Below are 21,333 nucleotides of genomic sequence, written 5' to 3'. Positions count from 1 at the left end.
AAAAGTCGCGACGATCGCTTACCGCCATCAAGAATGTTGCTAAGATGACATCACCCTAATGGTACGACAAGCATGCGGATTTAAACGATGAAACAGATTACCGCCCATGAACTGACCGCGATGAGCGAACAGGCCGCCAGCGTGCCCCGCCTGCGCGCGCACCGCACCTTACACGAAGAGCTGAGCGACCCGGTGCAACGCCTGGCGATCGCCATGGAGCCCGGCACCTATATCCGCCCGCATCGCCACCCGCAAACCTGGGAGCTGCTGACGCCGCTGCGCGGTCGTTTTGTCGTGTTGCAGTTCAACGATGACGGCGTCGTCACGCAGCGCACCCTGCTCGGCGAAGAAACCAAAGTGCTGGAGATGCCGGCATTTACCTGGCATGCGGTGCTGTCGGTCGATGCCGGCGGCGTGGTGTTCGAAGTGAAGCAGGGCCCGTATCAGGCGCTGACCGAAGAGGACTGCATGCCGTGGGCGCCGCAGGAAGGCGGCGAAGGCACCGAAGCGGTGATGCGCTGGTATGCCACCGCGCAGGTCGGCGATCGCTACCCTCACTGATGATGAACGATTGCAGGGGCCTGCCCCTGCAACTCTCCCCGCTCTTTATACCGTTTCCAGGCGAGCGTAGGCCGCCACCAGCCACTTGATGCCCTCGCCCGGGAAAGCGATCTGCAACCGGCTGTGCTCGCCGCTGCCTTCCAGATTGACGATGGTGCCTTCGCCAAACTTGGGATGGCGCACGCGCTGGCCCAGCTTGTAGCCGGTATCGTTCTCGCTGATCGGCGTGCCCATGCGGCGGTGATTGACCGGGCGCGATACGCTGGCGCGCAGGCGCACTTCTTCCACGCACTCTTCCGGCAGCTCGCCGATAAAGCGCGACGGCCGATGGTAAACCTCTTTGCCGTACAGACGGCGCGTTTCGGCGTAGGTCAGCGTCAGCTTCTGCATGGCGCGCGTTACGCCCACATAGGCCAGACGGCGCTCCTCCTCCAGACGGCCGCCTTCATCCAGCGACATCTGGCTCGGGAACATGCCTTCTTCCATGCCGACGATAAACACCAGCGGGAACTCCAGGCCCTTGGCCGAGTGCAGGGTCATCAGCTGCACCGCATCCTGGTAAGCGTCGGCCTGGCCTTCGCCCGCTTCCAGTGCCGCATGAGACAGGAATGCCTGCAGCGGCATCAGATCCTGATCTTCTTCCTGATAACTGAACTGGCGCGTCGCCGTCACCAGCTCCTCAAGGTTTTCGATACGCGCCTGCCCCTTCTCGCCCTTTTCCTGCTCATACATGATGAACAGTCCAGAATCGCGGATCACGCGGTCGGTCTGCACGTGCAGCGGCATGTCGGCGGTTTCATGCGCCAGCGACTCCACCAGTTCGATGAAGCGCTGCAGCGCCGACGCGGCGCGGCCGGCCAACACTTTGTCCTGCATCAGCTCGCGCGTCGCCTGCCACAGCGTCAGCTGGCGATCGCGCGCCGCCTGGCGCACCACGTCGAGGGTGCGATCGCCGATGCCGCGCGTCGGGGTGTTGACCACGCGCTCGAAGGCCGCATCGTCGTTGCGGTTGGAGATAAGGCGCAGGTAAGCCAGCGCATCCTTGATTTCCTGGCGTTCGAAGAAGCGCTGGCCACCGTAGATGCGGTACGGCATCGCCGTCTGCAACAGCGCCTCTTCCAGCACGCGCGACTGGGCGTTGCTGCGGTACAGGATAGCGCAGTCGTTCAGCGCGCCGCCGTTGTCTTGCCAGGTCTTGATGCGGTTAACCACGAAGCGCGCTTCGTCGAGTTCGTTGAAGGCGCAGTAGAGGGAAATCGGTTCACCTTCGCCGCCTTCGGTCCACAGGTTTTTGCCCATGCGCCCGTCGTTGTTGGCGATCAGGGTGTTGGCCGCTTTCAGGATGTTGCTGGTGGAACGGTAGTTCTGCTCCAGGCGGATGGTTTCCGCGCCGGGGAAGTCCTTCAGGAAGCGCTGGATGTTTTCCACCTGCGCGCCGCGCCAGCCGTATATAGACTGATCGTCATCGCCGACGATCATCACGTTGCTGTTGCCGCCCGCCAGCAGGCGGATCCAGGCGTACTGAATGCTGTTGGTATCCTGGAATTCGTCCACCAGCACGTTGGTGAAACGTTCGCGGTAGTGGTTGAGGATATGCGGCTTGTTCAGCCACAGTTCGTGCGCGCGCAGCAGCAGCTCGGCGAAATCCACCAGCCCGGCGCGATCGCAGGCTTCCTGATAGGCCTGATAGATGCGCAGCCAGGTGGCCTCCACCGGGTTGTTATAGGTCTCGACGTGCTGCGGGCGCAGGCCCTCGTCTTTCTTGCCGTTGATGTACCACATCGCCTGACGTGGCGGCCACTGCTTCTCATCGACGTTCAGCGCCTTGATGATGCGCTTGAGCAGCCGCAGCTGGTCGTCGCTGTCGAGGATCTGGAAATCCTGCGGCAAGTTGGCCTCCAGGTGGTGGGCGCGCAACAGGCGGTGCGCCAGGCCGTGGAAGGTGCCGATCCACATGCCACCCTGGCTGGTACCGATCAGATGTTCGATACGGTGGCGCATTTCCGCCGCCGCCTTGTTGGTGAAGGTCACCGCCATGATCGAATACGGTGAGCAGTTCTCCACCGACAGCAGCCAGGCGATGCGGTGCACCAGCACCCGCGTCTTGCCGCTGCCCGCTCCGGCCAGAACCAACAGGTTGCTGCGCGGCGCCGCCACGGCTTCACGTTGTTTTTCATTCAGGCTGTCGAGCAGATCGGAGACGTCCATAGGCACCACTAATGGTTAAGGGAAAACCCGCCGGTGACGGGTTTTTCACTGGAAATTTATACAGAGTTCTGGCAGGGATTATAACAATGCTGTCAGCGATGCCAACTGCGAAATCTCAATATGCGGCAGCAAGCGGCTGTCGGCGGCCTGCATCAGGCAGCGTTGCCGATCGTTGATCCAACAGGCCTGCAGCCCCGCGCGCAGCGCGCCGGCCACGTCGGTGGTCAGATCGTCGCCCACGTGCAGGATCTGCTCGGGCGCCACGCCCAGCCGCTCAACGGCCAGGTGGTACATGTCCTGATACGGCTTGGCGCGCCCGTCCGGCCCGGAGCGCAACACGAACTGGAAATAACCGTCCAGGCCGCACAGAGACGGATCGACGTTGCCGTTGGTGATCGCCACCAGCGGGTAGCGCGCGGCCAACGCCTTCAGCGTGGCGTGGGTCGCTTCCGGCACCTCGATGCGGCTGCGCCACAGCGCGAAGTTCTGCATCGCCGCATCGGCCCCGATCGCCGCTTCGGCGTCGCGCAGCCCCTGCCGGCTCAGCGCCAGATGAATGGCGCGCCAGCGCCACTGGGTGACGTCGTGGTAGATCTCCGGTTCCTGCTCGCGCAGCTCCTGACGCAGGCGATGAAAATCCGCCGACTGAAAGCTGCTCAGGCCGGGGTGGTAACTCTGCAGGAAGGCCACCGATTGTTGTTCGGTTTGCCGGATCACCGGACGGTTATCATACAGCGTGTCGTCCAGATCGAAAGTCAGCGCCGCCAGCGGGCGCAGCGGGCGATAAAAATGCATCAGGATTTCCCCCGTTTGGCACGCGGATGCGCGGCATCGTACACGTTCGCCAGATGTTGAAAGTCGAGGTGGGTATAAATTTGCGTGGTGGTCAGGTTGGCGTGGCCGAGCAGCTCCTGCACCGCGCGCAGATCGCCGCTGGACTCCAGCATGTGGGTGGCGAAGGAGTGGCGCAGCTTGTGCGGGTGAATATGGCTGTTAACGCCCTGTTTCACGCCCCACTCGGCGAAGCGTTTTTGCACGTTGCGCGTCGAGATGCGCCGCCCCTGATTGGACAGGAACATGGCATCGTCCTGCGGCCCAAACAGATCGCGCATTGCCAGCCAGTGTTCCAGCCAGGTGACGGCGGTGCGCCCGATCGGCAATTTACGCTCTTTGCTGCCTTTCCCCATCACCCACACCTCGCCGGCGGCCATATCGACATGACGGCAATCCAGCCCCACCAGCTCGGAGAGACGCAGGCCGGCGCCGTACATCACCTCCAGCATGGCGCGATCGCGCACCGCCAGCGGATCGTTGAGATCGATCTCCAGCAGTTGGTTCATTTCATCGACGTCGATATTTTTAGGCAGATGGCGGCCGCTGCGCGGCGTGCGGATGCCCTTGGCGGGGTTGGCGTGCAGCACGCCCTGGCTGACCAGCCAATCGAGGAAGCTACGCAACGAAGAGAGCCGCAGCGCCAGGCTGGCGGACTGCAGACCGGCGCGTTTGCTGCGTGCCGCCAGCATGCGCACCCGGGCGGCGTCCAGCGCTGCCCAGTCGGTGACGCCGATCTCCTGCGCCAGGCGCATCAGCGCCGCCAGCTGGCGTGAATAGCTGAGCTGCGTCAGCGGGCTGAGTTGCCGTTCTACCTTGAGATAGCGCAGAAACGCGTCCACCGGCTGCTGCAGGCTGGGCGCAATCGGCGTCATGCTCGTTCGATCCAGCGTTCCAGCAGCGCCGGCAGCATGCGCGCCAGTTGATTGAGCATCACCGTGCCCATGCCCTGCTGATAGTGTTGTGTATCGCGGCTGCTGAAGATCACCATGCCCAGTTCGCCGTCGTCGCCCAGCATCGACAGCGCCACCGAGCCAATCTGGCCAATCTGTTTGGCCTGCGGCAACAGCAGCAGCAGTTCGGGGCCGTTCAGGCCACCGAGGTAGTGTTGTTCGCTGCCCAGCCGCTGAATGCGGAACGGCTCGAACGCCGAACGCGTCAGCGCCAGGTGGGTGAAGTCGGAAGGTGCGCCGATCTTCCAGCGTTCGGCGAACAGGCGCACCGTGGCGCCGGCTAAACCGAAGCCGCGCGCCCAGCGCTGCAGCCGATTGAGCATGTCCTGCAGGCTGTCGGCGGTGGCCAAATCGGCCTGCAAGTGCAGCAACCGGGCGAACAGCCCTTCGTTGGCGCTGGCCTGCTCCATCAACAGCGTGATCTCCTCTTCCAACCGTTCGATGTGATTGCGCTGGCGGGCCAGGTGCCATTCCACCAGCGAAACGGTGCCGCGCACCGGGTGCGGCACGCGCATCTGCTCAACCTGGCGCGCGTTGCGAATAAAGAAATCCGGGTTCTGCAGCAGGTACTGCATCACGGTGTCGTCATCCAGCGCCAGGCCGGCGACGCTCTGTTCTTCTACGCTTTTCATAGATGAATAAATCCGTCATAGACATGGGTTGCCGGACCGGTCATAAACAGCGGGTTGCCCGGCCCTTTCCAGCGAATATGCAGGCTGCCGCCCGGCAGTTCTACATGCACCTCTTCTGACAGCAATTCCTGTTGGATCCCTACCGCCACCGCCGCACAGGCGCCGCTGCCGCAGGCCTGCGTTTCACCAGCGCCGCGTTCATAAACGCGCAGCTTGATGTGATCGCGGCTCACCACCTGCATAAAGCCGATGTTGGCCCGTTCCGGGAAGCGTTCATGCCCTTCCAGCACCGGCCCAAGCAGCTCCACCTTGGCAGTTGTTACATCGTCCACCTGCAAAACACAATGCGGGTTACCCATCGACACCACGCCGCACAGCACGGTATGTTCCGCCGCGCGCATGATGTAGGTCTTTTCAGCCTTAGTGGCGCGGAACGGCACCGCCTGCGGGTCGAAATTCGGTTCGCCCATGTTGACGCACACCAGATCGTCGTCGGTGACGCTGAGCACCATGCGCCCGGTTTGGGTGCTGACACGGATGTCGCGTTTGTTGGTCAGCCCTTTCAGCCGCACGAAACGCGCGAAGCAACGCGCGCCGTTGCCGCACTGCGCCACTTCGCTGCCGTCGGCGTTAAAAATTCGGTAGTGAAAATCCAGTTCGGGATCGTAAGGCGGTTCTACCACCAGCATCTGGTCAAAGCCGACGCCCAGGTGCCGATCGGCCAACCGGCGGATCAGCTCAGGTGAAAAATAGACATTCTGTGTAACGGCATCGACCACCATAAAGTCGTTGCCCAGACCGTGCATTTTGGAGAACTGCATATCATACTCCGCTATCTGGACGCGCTATCCGTCTTGATGTTGCGGTGGCGCTCGCTACCGCAAACCGGGGTTTACTGGTCAACCATCGACGGTTTTTGCTGAGAGCCAGACTGCTCCTGCTGGTTCTTTTGCACCTGATCGCCCGTTTGCACCGGCGGCTTGGCCGGTTTCTGGCTGGCGGGATCGGCAGGCGGGAAGTAAAGCGGGCCTTTCAGACCGCAGCCGGCGAGGCCGGTAACCAGAACTGCCATCAGCGCATAGCGTAGTTGTTTTTTCATTTGCATTAATGCCTGTAATTCATGCGTCCAAGGTCTCTATAATCGCAGGTGGATCATGAAAAGCAATAGGAATTGAATATGAACGACAGTGAGTTTCACCAGTTGGCCGACCAGCTGATGCTGAATATTGAAGAGACACTGGACGATTTTGACGGCGATGCGGATATCGATTACGAAACCAATGGCGGCGTAATGACGCTGAGCTTCGAAAACGGCACCAAAATCGTCATCAACCGCCAGGAGCCGCTGCACCAGGTGTGGCTCGCCACCAAGGCCGGCGGTTATCACTTCAACTACCGCGACGGCGTTTGGCTATGCGATCGCAGCGGGCAGCCGTTTTATCAGCTGCTCAGCGAAGCGGCCAGCACGCAGGCCGGCGAGGAACTGCATTTTTCCTGAGGCTAAGCAGGGCTCGGCAACCGAGCCCTTGCGGCGTCAATGCAGCTGGAACTGCTGTTTCAGCGGCTGAGCGGCGCCGTCGGCCACCGTCACGCACAGGCTGGACAGCACGTTGCTGCGGAACGGGATCACCTGCGTGCGCCCGTCGAGTTGCACGATCTGATAGAACTGCGGCAGATTGAAGTTGATGAAGCTGGAGCCGTAGGTGAAGCGATCGTGCGACGAGGAGTAGAAGCGGCTGACGTCGCGCACCAGCTCCTCTTTACTGCCCTCGCAGTGGTGATACACCTCCACCCGATTCGACTCATCCAGAATATAGATGTTGAAGCCCTTGTCGTCTGAGGTGTCTTCGAAGAAGAACTGGATGATCCCCTCGCTGGCGAAGCCGTCCACCACCGGCGGCAGATGCACCTGATCGGTTTCCACCTTGATAGACAGGCCGTGCAGCTTGTTGTTGGAGATGGCGCCGTAAAACTCCACCGCATTCTCCAGCTTTTGCACCGACACGCTCAGGCGCTCGAAGAACAGCCCCCAAGTCTGCCCGGCAACGCGCACCGCCTTGAAGCGGCCGGGTTCCAGCCGGGTACTGGACAGGCGCAGCTCGATGCACTCCGACACCAGCTGCTGGATACGGGTGCGGATCAGGCCGCGCAGGTGCTGGCTGTAGCAGAACACTTCCACCGACTCCGGCGGCGCGGCGTCCTGGTGCATTTTGCCGAGAATGGTCTTCAGCGCTTCCAGCACCGACTGCTCGCCGCTGAAATGCAGGGTACGCACTTCGTTCCAGGAGTTGCGATACAGCAGATCGATACTGCCCACCAAACACTGCTGCTGCTGGCCGAAGCTGAACACGTCCAGTTTGCGGAAATCGAAGTGCACCACCTGATTGCGGAAGGCGGCGGTCGGATCGTTTTCCAGATTGACGATGATGGCCAGATGGCGAATTTCGCACGGGCTGTACAGCGCTTTCGGCGTCGGCGCCGGCAGGCGCAGCGGGAAGTGATGAGAAACGTCGGCCACCAGCTCCTGCAGCTTGGCGGTGTCGCACAGGTTGCCGCTCTTGATGTGCAGGCGGGTCTGCGGCGTTAGCAGGCCGTTGAAATAGGCCCAGGCCACCAGCTTGTTCAGGTAGCGGTTATATTCCAGCGGCTGATGGCTGACGATCGAATCCATAGCCGGTGCCTGATTATACAGGTACCAGCCGGTGCGGTTGGCGCGGCCAACCGGCACGTGAATAAAGGTTAAATCGTTTTCCGACAGGTCCGGTGAAATCTGCGGGTTCACCAGCGTCACCTTGCCGGGCAGCGCTTCGAACGCCGCATACAGTTTGCGGGTCAGCACGCCGATATCCTGCGGGCTGGCGCTGACGCTGAGGTTGTTGCGGCGAGCGAAACGGATCAGATTGCGGTAGCTTTGCATCATCGCGTCGAGCAGTTCGTTATGCGCTTCGCGCACCCGCTCGATTTTCCAGTTGGCGCGATTATCCAGCATCGCCAGACGCTCTTCGCTCCAGCCCCACTCGCTGACCAATTGGCTGAGGATCTCGCGTCGCCAGCCGACGCAGGCCTTGGCCAGCGACAGCTTTTCACATACTTTCAGGTAAAAACAGCGGCGGGCCAGATCGAGGCGGGTGGTGTCGTTGATGTCGGTCAGGTAGCGGGTCACGCGCTCAAGCATCATGCAGTAGGCATCAAGCCCGAAGCTGACGATCTCACCCTGATGCAGCCGGTGTTTGATGTCCGTCGCCAGCAGTTGGGTATTGGGGTATTCCCAGGAATAGGCTTCCAGCAGCAGGGTCTTCAGCACCGCCTTGTAAGGCGAATCGATGCTCTTGTACAGCTGCCACAGGCTGGCGCCGAAGTACTCTTCCGCCGACAGCGAACTCAGGCCACCGAGATCCAGCCACTCGTTCGGCGTCAGCGCACCCTGCGCGTACAGCGACAGCACGTATTCATCGTAGTGCGCTTCTTCTTCGCCCGGTACCATGTTCCACAGGATGCGTTTGCCAGCCAGGCGCACAGCGGTGCGATAGAATTCATCGAGCAACAGGATGTGCTGCGTCGAGCCGCAGTCTTCGCCACCCAGGCTGCCGCTTTCATTATGGCGGAAGCGGTTTTCGTCGATCAGGAAGAAGCTGACTTCCACCCCCATCGAGGCGGCCCACTTCTCAAGCAGGCTGCATTTTTGCTGCAAACGGGTGCGTTCTTCGTTGTCCAGCCAGGACTGGTGGCAGACCCAGATGTCGAGATCCGAGCTGCAGCTTTGGCCGATAGACGAGGTGCTGCCCATCGAGTAGACGCCGGTGATCGGCAGCTCGCCGCTGGCCGGCTTGTCAAACGGGCTGCCCCATTTGTCTTCTAAATCGTTCAGGTAATCTTGTTGAGTTTCATCAGGCGTGTAGAGGCAAATGCCATGGGGAACGTTACCGTTCAGGTAACCCGGCATCAGCGGGTGGTGGTGGTGCAGTAAGGTGGGCAGCAGACTGTATACCCGTTGAAACGCGGGCTTCATAGCCGCTAGGGCGCGATCGACGCGTAGCTGATTGATCGCATCCAGTCTCTGCTTCAATGTCTCGATGTAGAGGTACAAGACGTCTCGCCTGATTATCCCGGTGTTTAGAAAAAAACCCGTATTCCATAAGCGCCGTTAGTGTAAGAAGAATATTTGGCGACTTATTGCTGGAAACGTGATCAATTTAACACCTTGCTGATTGACCGTAAAGGAGGTAACGCTTCACAATTATTGTAGCGCTTCCCTAAACGATTTACCCGCAGTGTTAACTGCCCCAAAGCACATCACACGTCCCTTTGATTCCGTTGTCCTTTTTCCGCCTCCGGCTTCTTGCACTGACAGTATTGGCTCTCAGTGGTAGGATGGATGGCGAAATATAAAAACGGTAACAAGCATGTTAGACAAAATTATTCGAATTGCCACCCGACAAAGCCCGCTTGCACTCTGGCAAGCACATTATGTGCAGCAACGTCTGATGGCCAGCCATCCCGGCCTGCAGGTCGAGTTGGTGCCGATGGTGACGCGCGGCGACGTTATTCTGGATACGCCGCTGGCGAAAGTCGGCGGTAAAGGCCTGTTTGTTAAAGAACTCGAGCTCGCGCTGCTGGAAGGCCGCGCCGACATCGCCGTGCACTCGATGAAAGACGTGCCGGTCGATTTCCCTGCCGGCCTCGGTTTGACCACCATTTGCGAACGCGAAGATCCGCGCGACGCTTTTGTTTCCAATCGTTTCGCCTCGCTCGATCAGCTGCCGCAGGGCAGCGTGGTCGGCACCTCCAGCCTGCGCCGCCAGTGCCAACTGCGCGAACGCCGCCCGGACCTGATCGTACGCGACCTGCGCGGCAACGTCGGCACTCGCCTGGCCAAGCTGGACAACGGCGACTACGACGCGATTATTCTGGCGGTGGCCGGCCTGAAGCGCCTGGGGCTGGAGCAACGCATCCGCAGCCCGCTGAGCGCCGAAGAGTGCCTGCCGGCGGTCGGCCAGGGTGCAGTCGGCATTGAATGCCGTCTCGACGACAGCGTCACCCGCGCGCTGCTGGCGCCGCTGAACCATGCGGCTACCGAAACCCGCGTGCGCGCCGAACGGGCGATGAACACCCGTCTGGAAGGCGGCTGCCAGGTGCCGATCGGCAGCTATGCCGAACTGGATGGCGACAGCCTATGGCTGCGCGCCCTGGTCGGCGCGCCGGACGGCAGCCAGATGGTGCGCGGCGAACGCCGCGGCCCGGCCGCCGAGGCTGAACGGATGGGCGTTGAGCTGGCGGAAGAGTTGCTGGCGCGCGGCGCGCGCGAGATCCTGCGCGAGGTTTATCAGGGAAATCCGCCGGCATGACGATCCTGGTAACCCGCCCATCGCCTTCGGGAGAGCGGTTAGTGAGCCGGCTGCGCGCACTCGGCCGGGTTGCCTATCATGCACCGCTGATCGACTTCGCCCCCGGCAGCGATCTGCCGCAGCTGCCGCAGGCGTTGCAGCAGTTGAACGCCGGCGATCTGGTATTCGTGCTGTCGCAGCATTCGGTGAACTATGCCGATTCGGTCATCGGCCGCGCCGGACTGAGCTGGCCCGCTCACCTGGCCTATTACGCCATTGGCCGTACCACCGGGCTGGCGCTGCACCGCATCAGCAGTTTGCCGGTGGAATACCCGCGCGAGCGCGAGATCAGCGAAACGCTGCTGCTGCTGCCGGCGCTGCAGAAACTGGCGGGCAAACGCGCGCTGATTTTACGCGGCAACGGCGGCCGCGAGTTGCTGGGCACAACGCTGAGCGAGCGCGGCGCCGACGTCAGCTATTATGAATGCTATCAACGCAGCCCGGTGCACTACGACGGCAGCGAGCAAAGCGCCCACTGGCAGCGTGCCGGTGTGGATACGCTGGTGGTGACCAGCGGTGAAATGTTACAACAGCTCTATACTTTAGTTCCTGATTACTATCGTTCTTCATGGCTGCTGCGTTGCCGCCTGGTAGTAGTGAGCGAACGCCTGGCTACCCTCGCCCGGGATTTGGGCTGGCGTACGATTCGGGTAGCTGACAACGCCGATAATGACGCGCTGATCCGCGCGCTACAATAATCTGACTATGGGATGTGCCACTATGACGGAACAAAATACCCCAGCCGCCCCGGTTGAAGAGCCAACCACCGCGGTTGAGAGCTCCCAGCAGCCAGCCGCTGCCAGCCGCAAAGGCAAGAACACCGGCCCGGTGCTCGGCGCGATCGCTATCGTGCTGGTCATCGCCCTCGGCGCGGGCGGCTATTACCACACGCACAAGCAGGCGCAACAGCTGATCGCCGCCAATCAGGCGCTGCAGCAGCAGCTTGAAGGCGTGAAGCAGAGCCAACAGCAGGAAAGAAATGCGCTGGAAGGCCTGCTGCAGCAGCAGGGTAAAACCCTGGACGCCGCCGATCGCGAGCAGGCGAATCTGGCGCGTCAACTGAGCGAGCTGCAGGAAAAAGTGGCGACCATCTCCGGCAGCGACGCAAAAACCTGGCTGCTGGCGCAGGCCGATTTCCTGGTGAAAATGGCCGGCCGCAAGCTGTGGAGCGATCAAGACGTGACCAGCGCCGCCGCGTTGCTGAAAAGCGCTGACGCCAGCCTGGCGGACATGAACGATCCTAGCCTGCTCGACGTGCGCCGCGCCATTACCGAAGACATCAGCACGCTTTCTACGCTGACCCAGGTCGATTACGACGGCATCATCCTCAAGGTCAATCAGCTGTCCAACCAGGTGGATAACCTGCGCCTGGCCGATAACGACACCGACGAAGCGCCGATGGATCAAAACAGCAGCGAGCTCTCCGGCTCGATCGGCGAATGGCGGCAGAACCTGGCCAAGAGCTGGCGCAATTTCATGGCCGACTTCATCACCATCCGCCGTCGCGATACCAGCGCCGAACCGCTGCTGGCGCCGAACCAGGACATCTACCTCCGCGAAAATATCCGTTCGCGCCTGCTGGTGGCCGCACAGGCCATCCCACGCCACCAGAACGAGACCTACAAGCAATCGCTGGAAACCGTCTCCACCTGGGTGCGCGCCTATTTCGACACCACCGATCCGGCGACCAAGGCTTTCCTGGAAGAGCTGGATAACCTGAGCCAACAGTCGATCTCGATGGACGTGCCGGATCAGCTGAAAAGCCAGCCGCTGCTCGAAAAAGTGATGCAGACCCGGGTGCGCAACCTGATGACCCAGTCCCCTGCCGCTCACCAGGAGGGTTAAGCCATGTTACGCGTGCTATTTCTGTTCCTGGTGGTGATCGCCAGCGTGGTGCTCGGGCCGATGTTGGCCGGGCATCAGGGCTACGTGCTGATCCAGACCGATAACTACAATATCGAAACCAGCGTCACCGGCCTAGTGATCATGTTGGTGCTGCTGTTCGTGGTGCTGCTGGCGATCGAGTGGATCCTGCGCCGCATCTTCCGTACCGGCGCCCGCACGCGTGGTTGGTTTATCGGCCGCAAGCGCACCCGCGCGCGCCAGCAAACCAAAGCCGCGCTGATCAAACTGGCGGAAGGCGACTATAAGCAGGTTGAGAAGCTGATGACGCGCAACGCCGATCACGCTGAACAGCCGGTGGTGAACTACCTGCTGGCCGCCGAGGCCGCGCAGCAACGCGGCGATGACTTCCGTACCAATCAATATCTGGAACGCGCCGCCGAAGCCGCCGACACCGATCAGCTGCCGGTGGATATCACCCGGGTTCGCATCCAGCTGGCGCAGGGCGAGAACCACGCCGCGCGCCACGGCGTCGATCGCCTGCTGAACCAGGCGCCGCGCCATCCGGAAGTGCTGCGCCTGGCGGAACAAGCCTATCTGCGCACCGGCGCCTACGCGTCGCTGCTGGAAGTGCTGCCGTCGATGCGTAAAATCGAACTGCACAGCGAAGAGCAGCTGCAGGCGTTGCAGCAGCAGGCTTACATCGGTCTGATGAATCAGGCGATGGCGGACGAAGGCAGTGAAGGCCTGAAGCGCTGGTGGAAAGATCAGAGCCGCAAGACGCGTCACGAGGTGCCGCTGCAAATCGCGATGGTGGAACACCTGATCGAATGCAACGACCACGAACTGGCGCAGGAGATTGTGCTCGACAGCCTGAAGCGCCAATACGACGAGCGCCTGGTGCTGTTGCTGCCGCGGCTGAAGTCCGGCAACCCCGAGCAGCTTGAGAAAGCGCTGCGTCAGCAGATGAAACAACACGGCGCGACGCCGCTGTTAAACAGCACGCTGGGGCAACTGCTGATGAAGCACGGCGAGTGGCAGCAAGCGGCCGACGCCTTCCGCGAAGCGCTGAAACAGCGTCCGGACGCCTACGATTACGCCTGGCTGGCCGATACGCTGGAGAAACTGCATCGTTCGGATGAAGCGGCGCAGATGCGGCGTGAGGGGCTGATGTTGACGCTGAAACAGAACGGCGGCGAATAACGCCCTGCCCGAGAGAGAAGAGCGCGGCCCCGATGCCGCGCTTTTTTTTTGCTCAGGGTTTTTCTGTGGCGCAAAAAAAAACACTTGCCGTATGGCAAGTGTATAAAGAAGCAATCAGGTCTAGGACAACAGGGGCGGTGCCTCACTCAACGTTCTGCCCTGAGCGTGATGACGGGTTAGTCATCGTTCTCGTGGGCGATAGGCACCCTAAATCGGCTCTGCGTCATTCCCAGGGTTTATGAAGCCTAAGGCGAACATAAGAGGTGGAATGAGCATCTACGCTATAGATGTAGCATTTGGCGTGCCAACTTTTATATTGAGTCCATCCCCATAAGAAAATAGAATTCAAGATATTGAAAATATTGATTTTTATTTAATTCCATCCTTTGCGTTGCAAACCACTTCCTGGCATTCCTTGCCAGCGGCCGTTATCAGGATGTCGCCTCAAAACGACGACTTAAGCCAAAGCCAACTTTATCTTTTTAAATCAATGAATTATTTGTCTCAACCTGACGACAGCGCTGGATGGCGTTGTCGCTGAAAACCAACACGCTTGCCAGCAGAGACAAAATGCCCATCCTTCGATACGCAAAAAACCCGCGCATTGCTGCACGGGCTTGTCGGTATTAGCTTCGTCATGCTGAGAAAACTTGCTCTCATAAACGGCAGATGTAAAAAAACCGACTTGCGTCGGTTTCTTTGAAAGTGGTCGGCGAGAGAGGATTACGCGCATCGTTGATGCGCGCCCTACGGGCCGTTGCTAAAGCAACGTTGTCTCGCTTCGCGAGGCTCGAACCTCCTGCGGAGGTACTCATCCTCATAAACTGCAGGCGTAAAAAAACCGACTTGCGTCGGTTTCTTTGAAAGTGGTCGGCGAGAGAGGATTCGAACCTCCGACCCACTGGTCCCAAACCAGTTGCGCTACCAAGCTGCGCTACTCGCCGATTTGTGTTGCTCATACTACCCGATTTATCAGACCGTTGTCCATATAAATCTTATATTTATCAGATATTTTGCGTGGTGCGAAGAGAGGGACTTGAACCCTCACGTCCGTAAGAACACTAACACCTGAAGCTAGCGCGTCTACCAATTCCGCCACCTTCGCACTGTCACAAAATACTGCTAAATCTTCACTTCGTTAGGAAGTGGGGTGGCTAATGGGACTCGAACCCACGACAACTGGAATCACAATCCAGGGCTCTACCAACTGAGCTATAGCCACCATTACTACTTCTTCTTACTCACGCGGTAATATTACCACCGCAGCTCCTGCGCACAAACTTAATGGCGCGCCCGACAGGATTCGAACCTGAGACCTCTGCCTCCGGAGGGCAGCGCTCTATCCAGCTGAGCTACGGGCGCGTAGCGCCGTTGCGGGAGGGGATACTACGGATTTACGCCAATCCTGTCTAGTGCTTTTTCGCAGAAATGTTGCGTTTGATTACGCTTTGCTCACTCCTGCGCAGGAAAGCGCACTCCGTAGCCCCTTTTCACCGTTTATTGCCGCGTTTCTACCCGATTTTCAGCCGGATGATGTTTCTTATGCATACCGAAAGCGAAGTAGCACAGGCTGACGCCGGCTAAGAAAATCGCCCCGACCAGCAGGGAAATTCGCGTATCTGGGTTGATTCCCATGCCGACCAGCACGCAAACCAGAAAAGCGATGGTCAGATAGTTCACATACGGGAACATGATCGACTTAAAGCTGTGGGTTTTGATCGCTTCCTTATGGGCACGGCGGAAATAGAGCTGGCTTATCAGCACCACGAACCACGGCACCATGCCCGGCAGCACGCTGGCGCTGTAGACATACACGAACACCTGCTCCGGATTCGGGATGATGTAGTTCAGCGCGGACCCCACCAACAGACAGGCGATGGTGACGGCGATGCAGTTCACCGGCACACCGCTGGCGGAAAGCTTGGTCAACGCCGCCGGCAGTTGGCGGTTCTTGGCCAGGGCGTACAGCATGCGGCCGCCGCTGTACATGCCGCTGTTGCAACCGGAGAGCGCGGCGGTCAGCACCACAAAGTTGATAATGCCGGCGGCGGCGACGATGCCGATCTTGGCGAAGGTCAGCACAAACGGGCTGCCGGTGGTGCCGATGCCGTTCCACGGGAAGATGGTCACGATGACGAAGATTGCGCCGACATAGAAGATCAGGATGCGCCACAGGATATTGTTGATCGCGCGTTTCAGCGTCACCTGCGGGTTCTTGGCTTCCCCGGCGGTGATGCCTACCAGCTCAACCCCCTGATAGGACGCCACCACGATGCACAGCGCAAACAGGAAGCCTTTCCAGCCACCGGCAAAGAAACCGCCGTGCGCCGTCAGATTGGCGAAACCGATAGGCTCACCGCCGTTGCCGAAACCGAAGAAGATCACCCCCAGCCCCACCAGAATCATCACGATGATGGTGGTGACCTTGATCATGGCGAACCAGAACTCCAGCTCACCGTACAGGCGCACCGCCGCCAGGTTGGCCAGCGCCACCATCGCCACGGCGATCAGTGCAGGCACCCACTGCGGTATTTCCGGGAACCAGAACTGCACATACACCCCGATGGCGGTGATCTCAGAAATACCAACGGCGATCCACATAAACCAGTAACCCCAGGCGGTCAGGTAACCGAAGTAGGGATTCATGTACTTATGCGCGTAAACGGCAAACGACCCGGCGACCGGCTCGAGGAAAAGCATCTCCCCCATCGAACGCATAATGAAAAACACGAACAGCCCGGCGATGATGTAAGCCAGCAGCACCGACGGCCCCGCCCATTTCAGCGTACTGGCCGACCCCATAAACAGGCCGACACCGATGGTGCCCCCCAGAGCGATAAGCTCGATGTGCCGGGCCTCAAGGCCCCGGTGTAGCCCTTGCGGTTTCTCTTTGTGTGCCATAAATCCTCAATAATTTTTCTCGGGTTGTGTTTGCCTGCCGGCCGCTGCCGGTCGTTATTGTCATTATTAAAAGAATAAATCATCCCCTGCCGTTCGGGTTGGCATCAACGGGTAGTCGGAGCGAAGTTACCGTGAGAAGAACATCGTTCAGCGCTGTCGCATCAGGCTTCAGCGGCCGGGGATAATTTCCGGGCGGTATCGTTTCGCATTTCGCCGCTATAAGCAAACCGCAATTTAAAACTTTATGGAATAAATGCGGCTGCGTTTAGGGCTGGGGGTTATAGATATGCGGGAGAAACGTGCAAAAGCAGATTATTGGTACAGCAGACCGGAGCGGAACAGCACTTTCCGCCCCGGATGTAGAGGTTACATCTTGCCGCTGTAGTAGTAGCCGACAAACTTCAACAGCTTCAACTGCCGGCCGATGCGGCTGGGCTGGCTGAGCAGGCGGTAGAGCCACTCCAGACCGAGGTTCTGCCACACCTTGGGCGCACGCTTCACGTGGCCGGTAAAGACGTCGTAGGTGCCGCCCACGCCCATGTACAGCGCCTGCGGATGCACCTTGCGGCAGTCGCGCATCAGGATCTCCTGCTTCGGCGATCCCATCGCCACCGTCACGATAGCGGCACCGCTGGCGCGAATACGCTCGAACAGCGCCTCACGTTGCTCCGGTTTGAAATAGCCATCCTGGCTACCCACCAGGTTGACATTCCACTGGCTGCGCAGCTTTTGCTCGGTTTCCGCCAGCACCTCCGGCTTGCCGCCGACCAGGAAGACCGGCGTGCCTTCACGGCCGGCGCGCTGCATCAAGGCTTCCCACAGATCGGCGCCCGCGACGCGCGAAACGTCCGCCGCCGGGTATTTGCGGCGAATCGAGCGCACCATGCTGATGCCGTCGGCGTACTTGTACTCCGCCTCATCCAGCAACGCATGCAGCGCCGGGTCCTCTTCCGCCTTCAGGATCTTTTCCGCGTTCATGGCCACCAGCGTGCCCTGTTTGACCCGGCCGCCGTCGAACAGAAAGTCCATGCAGTGCGCCATATCGCGAAAGCCCCACAGGCTGAAACCGCGCAGCCCATACTGCGGCACCGAAATCTTTGTTTCCATCGTTCTCATTACCCTTACAAAAGACCGTCCGCCCGTGGGGGAGAGGCCAGCGCGCGGGCGCGCGTCACTCTGGCCTTGATGAGCCCGGCGGTATCGAACAGCCAATACAGCAACTTCGCCAGCACCAGACAGGCGCCGAAAATAATGCAGAAGAACACCACGCGCGACACGAATGAGTCCACCCCTTCGCGCGCCAATACGATTATGTTGAACACCGCACCGAAGCAGAAGCCTTGCAGAATGGCCGCCTTATAGCGGTTCGGTTCGGTTTTGCCCAACTCATACAGCCAGTCGAACCACTTGATGATCATGCCCACCAGAATCGCGCCGAGCGGGATAAACAGCGCGCCGCCCATCACCACCAGCGAACCGATCAGCGTCGGGGAAATCGCCAGCCCGGAGTGGTTGTTCAGCACTTCCCAGGTGAAATAGTTGGCCGAGTTCAGCACCACGTCCGGCCGGCCCGGCCATAGCCAGGTTGGGATAAAGACGTAGAAATCACGCAGGATCGGCGCCAGGCCCTGGAAATCGATCTTGTCGTAATTTTGCAGCAGCAGCGCCAGATTTTCCCACGGCGAGAAAGTATCGCGGGTCAGATAAAGGAAGGTATAAAACGCTTCCGCGCCGCTGACGTCCAGGCTGTAGCGCTTCAACGCCAGCCAGAACATGCCGACCACACCGAATATGCCCGCCGCCGCCAACATCCACAGCGTGATCCAGCCGCGCACGATGCCGATAAACAGGAACAGCGCGAAGGCGATGATGATATTGGCGCGGGTGCCGCCGACGATGACGTAGGTCAGAATGCCGAACGCCACCGTCGCCACCAGGAACAAGAACCAGGCGCGCAGATCCTGCCGCAGGAGATAGACCACCAGCATCGCCGGAATGAAGAAGTAGAAGAACCGTTTGAGCGCCACGCCGGACACGTCGCTGGAGAAGATCTGGCTGTAGGAATTGAGCTTGAACAGCAGGAAGCCGTTCTGCATGAAGAAGATACCCACGGTCCCGATCGCCACCAGGGCCAGAAGCACCCAGGTCATATGGGTTTCCACCCGGTTCATGGTGAACAGCGCCGCACGCGGCTGAGAGCGGCGCTTGCGCAGCCGGGTCTTGTAGGTGACGTAATAGATGGCGTAAAACGCCGTCGCCGACAGCAAGGCGTACAGCAGAAACTCCACCGGCACCACCTCGACGTCAAACTGAAACACCAGCAGACAGGTCAGCGGGAAGCCGAAATAAAACGTCAGCAAATACAGCAGCGAGAAGAAGACGTTGAAGTTAAAGCGCACGCGCCGAAACTCCTGGTAGGTCAGCGTCAGAATAAACGTCAGGCTGACCAGGTAGACGACGAACAGGCCGCCGAATTGCGCCAACGTCATGAGTGCTCTCCCGCCGCCAGCGCCAGAGCTTGCTGCCAGCCGTCGACATAGTTCGGATTGAAGAAGGCGATCGCCTGTTTATCTACCGCCGCCAGCTGACGCTGCGCTTCGCGCACTACCGCCTCGTCGAGAGAATCGCCGTAGAACAATACTGGCAGGTGCTGTTCCGCCAAGTCCTGCCAGAACGGGTTTTGCCGGCTGAGCACGAAAGGTACGCCAAACTGAATCAGCAGGCACAGGGTGCCTATCCCCTGCTGGCGATTGAAAATGAAATAGCCGAGATCGCAGGCGCGCAGGATGTTGAGATAGTCTTCAAACGCCACCTGCTGCGTGAGCAGCTGCAGATTTTTCTCGCCGAACAGCGGCAATCCGGCGGCACGCACCTGCTCGATGTAAGCGTCGTTATTGGCCGGATAGCCCATCGGCAGGATCACGCGCACGTCGGCGCCGAACTGCTGATGGATCGCCTGCAGTGCTTCGATATGCCGATTGCTGCGATCGCCGGAGTTGCCCACCAGAATCGTCATCGGCCCGGCCAGATTTTTCTCGACGTGAACGTCGGTCAGCGCCGGATCCATGCGGGTCGGGAAGTACAGCAGCGAGGCAGGTACCCGCGCATGGCGCTGCTGGTAGTGAATCACGTCGCCGCGGGTAGCAAATACATTCCCCACCCGCCCCTGGGCAATGCGGCGCAGCAGATAGAACAGCCGGAATTTCCAGCTGGTGGCGTCTTCGTACAGATCGGCGCCCCAAATATGCCAACTGACCTGACGTGCCTTGATCTTGCCGCTCAGCAGCGCCAGCCACAGCCCCGGATTAAACTGGCCGTGTAGGAAGAAGCGCGCAGCGCGATCGGCCTGGGCGCGGGCGATCACCGCCGCCGCCAGGCTTTTCTTATCGGCGTAAGGCTCAATATTCAGGGCGGGGAAATCCCCCAGTGCCGCCACATCCTTGGCCGCCACCATAAAATGCCGCGTCTGCTCAGCCGGCAAACGCGGCACCAGCACGTCGTTGAAGAAGCGCAGCACCGTCTGGTTATGATGCGGGATATCGGATCCCAGAACGTGAATCAGTGTGGTCATACTCGTCTACGATAAATAAGAAACACGCAGCTACAGAGCGCGAAATACACGATGTAGGTTGCCATATAGGCCTGAGCCGCACCCAGCGCGCCGTGCTGCGGGATCAGCCAGTGCGAGAACAGCGTCAGCAGCAGAAACTGGCTGACTTCCGTCAGGATATAAAAGCGCAGCGACGCTTTAGCGATCACCAGATAGCCGAATACATAAGCCCCGACTTTCAGCACGTCGCCCACCAGTTGCCAGGCAAACAGATCGCGCATGGCGACGAATTTATCCGAGAACAGCAGCCAGATAGCGAAATCGCGCAGCACCCAGACCGTAAAGCTCGCTGCCGCTACCGCCGGCAGCACGAATTTCAGCGAGCGCACGATCTCCCGCGAGATGGCGCCCTTGTCCGTCAGCCGCGACAGCGTCGGCAGCAGATAGACGGTAAACGAGGCGGTGATAAACTGCAGATAGGCATCGGAAATGCTGCTGACGCCTTGCCAGATCCCCACCTCATCCCAACCGTAATGCGCGGCCAGCAGGTTTCGCATCATGACGTAGGCCACCGGCAGCGTCACCGAGGTGATCAACGCCATGACAGTGAATTTGCCGAGGTTACCGGCCACCCGTTTGTCCCAACGCAGCGCCAAATAGCGCAGCGGCAGCGTTTTGCGCCGCCACAGCATCAGCCCGGCCGGCAGCACCACCAACGCCGGCACCAGCGCCAGCCCCGCCAGCGCGCCTTCATAGCCACCCAGCTTGAAGCACAGGTAATATGCCACCACGCCGATCAGGCTGCCGCCGATCATCGCCAGCGCATTGCCCATCGCGTCGCGATAGCCTTTCAGCACCGCCATGAACAGGTTGGCGTAGGCGATGCCCATCTGAATGAAAGCGACGGCGCGCATCACGCCGACGTAATCGGCATGCCCGAACAGCCCGATGCTGATCGGTTCGGCGGCGAACAGAAACACCAGCGCCAGCAAGGTCGAAAAGCCCAGCACGATGCTCGACGCGGTACCGACCGCCAGGCGCAAACGCTGCGGATCCTGATGGTACTCCGCAACGTATTTGGTTATACCGTTAAAAATACCCGCGCCGGACAGCACGCCCAGCACGGTGATCAACTGGCGAAAGTTACCCGCCTGCCCCACGCCGCTGGGGCCAAACGCTACCGCCAGCAGTTTCACCACCAAGAGCCCCACGCCAATTTTGATTAGCGTGGAGCCGGCGGTCCATATCGATGCTTTTGCCAACGACAT

Annotated in this window: 18 protein-coding genes, 4 tRNA genes and 1 other RNA gene; 6 read left to right on the top strand and 17 right to left on the bottom strand. The window is 60.0% G+C overall.

Annotated elements, in window-relative coordinates:
* Positions 1–87: 87 nt before the first annotated feature.
* Positions 88–561: a WbuC family cupin fold metalloprotein gene (locus ACJ8J4_RS18100; RefSeq protein ID WP_033636654.1), complete on the top strand. Its 474-nt coding sequence runs from the start codon at positions 88–90 to the stop codon at positions 559–561.
* Between the two features lie 45 nt (positions 562–606).
* Here ACJ8J4_RS18100 and uvrD read toward each other — a convergent pair whose 3' ends face one another.
* From uvrD to lptM, 6 genes are all read right to left on the bottom strand, one after another.
* Positions 607–2,769, bottom strand: coding sequence for a DNA helicase II (uvrD, locus tag ACJ8J4_RS18095; protein WP_025304874.1), 2,163 nt, complete (start codon positions 2,767–2,769; stop codon positions 607–609).
* A gap of 78 nt (positions 2,770–2,847) precedes the next feature.
* Positions 2,848–3,564 (bottom strand): 5-amino-6-(5-phospho-D-ribitylamino)uracil phosphatase YigB, encoded by a 717-nt coding sequence (gene yigB / locus ACJ8J4_RS18090; protein ID WP_025304873.1) that lies wholly within the window; start codon positions 3,562–3,564, stop codon positions 2,848–2,850.
* On the bottom strand, positions 3,564–4,475 hold the full coding sequence (xerC, locus tag ACJ8J4_RS18085; protein ID WP_021504817.1) for a tyrosine recombinase XerC: 912 nt from the start codon (positions 4,473–4,475) through the stop codon (positions 3,564–3,566). The genes yigB and xerC overlap by 1 nt, the downstream gene beginning before the upstream one ends.
* Positions 4,472–5,185: a DUF484 domain-containing protein gene (locus tag ACJ8J4_RS18080; RefSeq protein WP_197836280.1), complete on the bottom strand. Its 714-nt coding sequence runs from the start codon at positions 5,183–5,185 to the stop codon at positions 4,472–4,474. The genes xerC and ACJ8J4_RS18080 overlap by 4 nt, the downstream gene beginning before the upstream one ends.
* Entirely contained in the window at positions 5,182–6,006 is an 825-nt protein-coding gene (gene dapF / locus ACJ8J4_RS18075) for a diaminopimelate epimerase (protein ID WP_025304871.1), read from the bottom strand. The genes ACJ8J4_RS18080 and dapF overlap by 4 nt, the downstream gene beginning before the upstream one ends.
* Positions 6,007–6,077: 71 nt before the next feature.
* Positions 6,078–6,284, bottom strand: a complete 207-nt coding sequence (lptM, locus tag ACJ8J4_RS18070) for an LPS translocon maturation chaperone LptM (protein WP_004934241.1) — start codon at positions 6,282–6,284, stop codon at positions 6,078–6,080.
* 78 nt (positions 6,285–6,362) lie between these two features.
* On the opposite strand from lptM, the gene cyaY reads away from it, so the two are divergent.
* A complete protein-coding gene (gene cyaY, locus ACJ8J4_RS18065) occupies positions 6,363–6,683 on the top strand; it encodes an iron donor protein CyaY (protein ID WP_025304870.1) in 321 nt (106 codons plus the stop codon).
* A 36-nt stretch (positions 6,684–6,719) separates the two neighbouring features.
* On the opposite strand, the gene ACJ8J4_RS18060 is transcribed toward cyaY, so the two are convergent.
* Complete coding sequence (locus ACJ8J4_RS18060) at positions 6,720–9,272, bottom strand: class I adenylate cyclase (RefSeq protein WP_019452546.1); 2,553 nt, start codon at positions 9,270–9,272, stop codon at positions 6,720–6,722.
* Positions 9,273–9,588: 316 nt separating this feature from the next.
* Here ACJ8J4_RS18060 and hemC point away from each other — a divergent pair, with 316 nt between their 5' ends.
* From hemC to hemY, 4 genes are read left to right on the top strand one after another with little or no spacing between them, the layout of a single operon-like run.
* Positions 9,589–10,530 (top strand): hydroxymethylbilane synthase, encoded by a 942-nt coding sequence (gene hemC / locus ACJ8J4_RS18055; RefSeq protein WP_041037210.1) that lies wholly within the window; start codon positions 9,589–9,591, stop codon positions 10,528–10,530.
* Positions 10,527–11,267, top strand: a complete 741-nt coding sequence (gene hemD / locus ACJ8J4_RS18050; RefSeq protein ID WP_025304868.1) for a uroporphyrinogen-III synthase — start codon at positions 10,527–10,529, stop codon at positions 11,265–11,267. Before hemC ends, hemD begins: the two co-directional genes overlap by 4 nt.
* A 22-nt stretch (positions 11,268–11,289) precedes the next feature.
* A complete protein-coding gene (gene hemX / locus ACJ8J4_RS18045; protein ID WP_016929498.1) occupies positions 11,290–12,414 on the top strand; it encodes a uroporphyrinogen-III C-methyltransferase in 1,125 nt (374 codons plus the stop codon).
* Between the two features lie 3 nt (positions 12,415–12,417).
* Positions 12,418–13,614 (top strand): protoheme IX biogenesis protein HemY, encoded by a 1,197-nt coding sequence (gene hemY, locus ACJ8J4_RS18040; protein ID WP_004934228.1) that lies wholly within the window; start codon positions 12,418–12,420, stop codon positions 13,612–13,614.
* Positions 13,615–14,320: 706 nt separating this feature from the next.
* On the opposite strand, the gene ACJ8J4_RS18035 is transcribed toward hemY, so the two are convergent.
* From ACJ8J4_RS18035 to wzxE, 10 genes are all read right to left on the bottom strand, one after another.
* Positions 14,321–14,449, bottom strand: a non-coding RNA gene (locus ACJ8J4_RS18035) — RtT sRNA.
* A 32-nt stretch (positions 14,450–14,481) separates the two neighbouring features.
* Positions 14,482–14,558, bottom strand: a tRNA-Pro gene (locus tag ACJ8J4_RS18030).
* Positions 14,559–14,632: 74 nt separating this feature from the next.
* Positions 14,633–14,719: transfer RNA gene (locus tag ACJ8J4_RS18025), tRNA-Leu, on the bottom strand.
* Between the two features lie 41 nt (positions 14,720–14,760).
* Positions 14,761–14,836: transfer RNA gene (locus ACJ8J4_RS18020), tRNA-His, on the bottom strand.
* A 63-nt stretch (positions 14,837–14,899) separates the two neighbouring features.
* Positions 14,900–14,976: transfer RNA gene (locus tag ACJ8J4_RS18015), tRNA-Arg, on the bottom strand.
* 135 nt (positions 14,977–15,111) lie between these two features.
* The gene (gene thrP, locus ACJ8J4_RS18010; RefSeq protein WP_025304867.1) at positions 15,112–16,515 is read right to left on the bottom strand and encodes a bifunctional threonine/serine APC transporter ThrP; all 1,404 of its coding nucleotides are present in this window, start codon (positions 16,513–16,515) and stop codon (positions 15,112–15,114) included.
* Between the two features lie 366 nt (positions 16,516–16,881).
* Positions 16,882–17,622 (bottom strand): lipopolysaccharide N-acetylmannosaminouronosyltransferase, encoded by a 741-nt coding sequence (wecG, locus tag ACJ8J4_RS18005; RefSeq protein WP_164068260.1) that lies wholly within the window; start codon positions 17,620–17,622, stop codon positions 16,882–16,884.
* Positions 17,623–17,636: 14 nt separating this feature from the next.
* Positions 17,637–19,004, bottom strand: coding sequence for an ECA oligosaccharide polymerase (wzyE, locus tag ACJ8J4_RS18000; protein WP_442516095.1), 1,368 nt, complete (start codon positions 19,002–19,004; stop codon positions 17,637–17,639).
* The gene (locus tag ACJ8J4_RS17995; protein ID WP_025304864.1) at positions 19,001–20,086 is read right to left on the bottom strand and encodes a TDP-N-acetylfucosamine:lipid II N-acetylfucosaminyltransferase; all 1,086 of its coding nucleotides are present in this window, start codon (positions 20,084–20,086) and stop codon (positions 19,001–19,003) included. Before ACJ8J4_RS17995 ends, wzyE begins: the two co-directional genes overlap by 4 nt.
* Positions 20,083–21,333: a lipid III flippase WzxE gene (gene wzxE / locus ACJ8J4_RS17990; protein ID WP_197836284.1), complete on the bottom strand. Its 1,251-nt coding sequence runs from the start codon at positions 21,331–21,333 to the stop codon at positions 20,083–20,085. The genes ACJ8J4_RS17995 and wzxE overlap by 4 nt, the downstream gene beginning before the upstream one ends.

This window comes from Serratia sp. CY47280 (assembly GCF_052168655.1).
GTDB lineage: Bacteria > Pseudomonadota > Gammaproteobacteria > Enterobacterales > Enterobacteriaceae > Serratia > Serratia bockelmannii.
The sequence above is the reverse complement of the archived record's forward strand: the minus strand, read 5'-3'. Positions and strand labels throughout refer to the sequence as shown.

Coding starts and splice junctions, on each gene's coding strand:
- xerC (WP_021504817.1), bottom strand. CDS start 4,475: ATGACGCCGATTGCGCCCAGCCTGCAGCAGCCGGTGGACGCGTTTCTG.
- ACJ8J4_RS18100 (WP_033636654.1), top strand. CDS start 88: ATGAAACAGATTACCGCCCATGAACTGACCGCGATGAGCGAACAGGCC.
- ACJ8J4_RS17995 (WP_025304864.1), bottom strand. CDS start 20,086: ATGACCACACTGATTCACGTTCTGGGATCCGATATCCCGCATCATAAC.
- uvrD (WP_025304874.1), bottom strand. CDS start 2,769: ATGGACGTCTCCGATCTGCTCGACAGCCTGAATGAAAAACAACGTGAA.
- wecG (WP_164068260.1), bottom strand. CDS start 17,622: ATGGAAACAAAGATTTCGGTGCCGCAGTATGGGCTGCGCGGTTTCAGC.
- wzyE (WP_442516095.1), bottom strand. CDS start 19,004: ATGACGTTGGCGCAATTCGGCGGCCTGTTCGTCGTCTACCTGGTCAGC.
- yigB (WP_025304873.1), bottom strand. CDS start 3,564: ATGCATTTTTATCGCCCGCTGCGCCCGCTGGCGGCGCTGACTTTCGAT.
- ACJ8J4_RS18080 (WP_197836280.1), bottom strand. CDS start 5,185: ATGAAAAGCGTAGAAGAACAGAGCGTCGCCGGCCTGGCGCTGGATGAC.
- hemY (WP_004934228.1), top strand. CDS start 12,418: ATGTTACGCGTGCTATTTCTGTTCCTGGTGGTGATCGCCAGCGTGGTG.
- dapF (WP_025304871.1), bottom strand. CDS start 6,006: ATGCAGTTCTCCAAAATGCACGGTCTGGGCAACGACTTTATGGTGGTC.
- hemC (WP_041037210.1), top strand. CDS start 9,589: ATGTTAGACAAAATTATTCGAATTGCCACCCGACAAAGCCCGCTTGCA.
- thrP (WP_025304867.1), bottom strand. CDS start 16,515: ATGGCACACAAAGAGAAACCGCAAGGGCTACACCGGGGCCTTGAGGCC.
- hemX (WP_016929498.1), top strand. CDS start 11,290: ATGACGGAACAAAATACCCCAGCCGCCCCGGTTGAAGAGCCAACCACC.
- hemD (WP_025304868.1), top strand. CDS start 10,527: ATGACGATCCTGGTAACCCGCCCATCGCCTTCGGGAGAGCGGTTAGTG.
- lptM (WP_004934241.1), bottom strand. CDS start 6,284: ATGAAAAAACAACTACGCTATGCGCTGATGGCAGTTCTGGTTACCGGC.
- wzxE (WP_197836284.1), bottom strand. CDS start 21,333: ATGTCGTTGGCAAAAGCATCGATATGGACCGCCGGCTCCACGCTAATC.
- cyaY (WP_025304870.1), top strand. CDS start 6,363: ATGAACGACAGTGAGTTTCACCAGTTGGCCGACCAGCTGATGCTGAAT.